Source organism: Streptomyces sp. NPDC005070, assembly GCF_053600395.1.
Genome location: NZ_JBSFZS010000357.1, coordinates 1 through 2,680 on the forward strand (window position 1 = coordinate 1; position 2,680 = coordinate 2,680).

The 2,680-nt window shown below is 70.3% G+C and carries 2 protein-coding genes and 1 pseudogene; 2 read left to right on the forward strand and 1 reads right to left on the reverse strand.

Annotation, left to right across the window (positions count from 1 at the left end; translation table 11 throughout):
* Nucleotides 1–221 precede the first annotated feature (221 nt).
* Complete coding sequence (locus tag ACWEBX_RS38990; protein ID WP_451889443.1) at nt 222–1,673, reverse strand: NCS2 family permease; 1,452 nt, start codon at nt 1,671–1,673, stop codon at nt 222–224.
* Nucleotides 1,674–1,933: 260 nt separating this feature from the next.
* Here ACWEBX_RS38990 and ACWEBX_RS38995 point away from each other — a divergent pair, with 260 nt between their 5' ends.
* Nucleotides 1,934–2,500 (forward strand): SigE family RNA polymerase sigma factor, encoded by a 567-nt coding sequence (locus tag ACWEBX_RS38995; protein WP_451889444.1) that lies wholly within the window; start codon nt 1,934–1,936, stop codon nt 2,498–2,500.
* Nucleotides 2,497–2,680: pseudogene (locus ACWEBX_RS39000) on the forward strand (hypothetical protein); the annotation flags it as partial. The gene ACWEBX_RS38995 and the pseudogene ACWEBX_RS39000, both read left to right, overlap by 4 nt.

Sequence of the window (2,680 nt, forward strand, 5' to 3'; positions counted from 1 at the left end):
ACAACACCCAAACTCAACCACTCTTCCCCCCCCCCACCCTCTCCCGATCGGGCCGCGCTCAACAACTGACACGCCCCGGCCCGCACGCGAGGCGCCCCCCCACCCCGTCGGACGGGGTGCGGGGCCGTTTGCACGGGGCTCCGTCGTACGGACCGGCCGCTTCGGGCACCGGCGCCGTCGCGGCCGGTCCCGTCAGATGCCGGCTCCCGCGCGCGGGCCGGTCACTTCACGCCGAGCAGTTGCTCCACCGGGTCGATCGCGAAGTACACCAGGAACAGGGCCGAGACCGCCCACAGCAGCCAGTTGACCTCCTTCGCCTTGCCCACCACTGTCTTGATGACGACGTAGGCCAGGAAGCCGGCGCCGATGCCGTCGGTGATGGAGTACGTGAACGGCATCACGGCGATGGTCAGGAACGCCGGGATCGCGATCTCGTACCGGTCCCAGTCGATGTGCTTGACGTGGGTCATCATCAGGAACCCGACCGCGATCAGCGCGGGCGCCGCGGCCTGGAGCGGGACGATGGTCAGCAGCGGGGTGAGGAAGAGCGCGAGGCCGAAGAGACCGCCGGTGACCAGGTTGGCGAAGCCGGTGCGGGCACCCTCGCCGACGCCGGCCGCGGACTCGATGTAGGCGGTGTTGGAGGAGGCGGAGCCGAGACCGCCGGCGACGGCAGCGGCGCCGTCGATGAACAGGACCCGGCCGATGCCCGGCACCTGCCCCTGCTCGTCGAGCAGCCCGGCCTCGGCGCTGATCCCGACGATGGTGCCCATGGCGTCGAAGAAGTCCGACAGGACCAGCGTGAAGATCAGCAGGACCGCGGTGAGGACACCGGCCTCGGCGAAACCGCCGAACAGGCTGAAGTGACCGATGAGCCCGAAGTCCGGACTGTCGACGATCTTGTCCGGGACCTTGGGGGTGGTCAGGCCCCAGCTCTTGATGTCGGCGACGGCGTTGATGACGATCGCCACGACCGTCATCGTGACGATGCTGATGAGGATCGCGCCCTTCACCTTGCGGGCGAGCAGCGCGATGGTCAGCAGGACACCGAGACAGAAGACGAGGACGGGCCAGCCCGTGAGGCGGCCCACGGCACCGAGCTGCACGGGGACGGTGGTGTTCGCGACGTCCGGGATGCGGCTGACGAACCCGGAGTCCACGAAGCCGATGAAGGCGATGAACAGGCCGATGCCGACGCCGATGGCCTGCTTGAGCTGCTGCGGAATGGCGTTCATGATCGCCTTCCGGAGACCGGTGAGCACCAGGACGCAGATCAGGACGCCTTCGAGGACGACCAGGCCCATCGCGTCGTCCCAGCTCATCAGCGGCGCGAGCTGGAAGGCGACGACGGCGTTGAGGCCGAGGCCCGCGGCGATGGCGAGCGGGAGGTTGCCGCCGATGCCCATGATGATCGTCATCACGCACGCCACCAGCGCGGTGGCGGTGACCAGTTGACCGGTGTCGAGCGTGTGCCCGAACTTGTCCTTGGCGCTGCCGAGGATGATGGGGTTCAGGACGAGGATGTACGCCATGGTGAAGAACGTGGCGAACCCGCCCCGTATCTCCCGGCCGACGGTGGAGCCTCTGGCGGATATCTTGAAGAACCCGTCGACCCCTCCTGCCGTCGGTGGTGCGGCACTTGGCCGGTTGTCGACCTTCTGCGCTTCGGACATGGCGTTACTCCTCGTTGCCTGCGGGCCTGGTGTGCGGATGCTGGCTGGATTGTTCCCCCGATCAAGCGGTTTCAGGTTTTCCCCGTGTTACGGAATCGGGTTCGGCCCGCCAGGCACTGTTCCGTGGCCCGTACGACCGGCTGCTACGCTCACGCGTCCCGCTCCGCCGGAACCCCCGTGCACCACACCGGAGTCACGGGTCCGCACCCACCGCACCCGCACCGGTGCCGCAGCCGAAGCGAGGGGAGGGGAGGTATCCCGTGGGCACGCTCGTCGACGACGACACCTCCGCGGAGTTCCACGCCTTCTTCGAACGGCACTACGCCGAACTGGCCCGGCTGGCCCATCTGTTGACGGGTGAGGCGGGCGCCGCCGACGATCTGGCCGCCGACGCGCTGCTCGCGCTGTGGCACCGCTGGGACCGGGTGCGCGCCGCGGACCGTCCGACGGCGTACGCGCGCGGAGTGGTCGCCAACCTCGCCCGCACCCGGATCCGGACCGCGGTGCGCGAGCGCCGGCGGATGACGCTCTTCTGGTCGCAGCGCGAGGACAGGACCGAGAACCCTGACGTACCCGGCACGGTCGACGTCCAGGAGGCGCTGCGCCGGCTGCCGTTCCGCAAACGCGCCTGTGTCGTGCTGCGGCACGCCTTCGACCTGTCGGAGAAGGACACCGCGCTCGCCCTCGGCGTCTCCGTGGGTACGGTGAAGAGCCAGACGTCCAAGGGCATGGCGGAACTGAAGCGGCTGCTCGGCGCGGACGAGGCGGCGGTACGGGTGCACGCGGGGGCGCTGCCCGCGGGCGGGGCCGGAGGACGGGGCCGGTGAGGGAGTCGCGGGAGGTGCACGACGAGCTGTGCGTCCGGCTGCGTGAGGCGGCCGGGTCCCACGAGCCGGACCGCGCCCGGATCCTGGCCCGGGTCGAGCGCGGCATGGCGGGCTCCGGCCGACGGGCGGGGGCCCTCGGCTGCGGCGCCCGGGGCCTGTCCGCTACAGCGTCGACGCGGG

What these genes read in the sequence shown, in the direction of transcription:
- ACWEBX_RS38990 (WP_451889443.1), bottom strand. Translation starts at nt 1,673, where the DNA reads ATGTCCGAAGCGCAGAAGGTCGACAACCGGCCAAGTGCCGCACCACCG.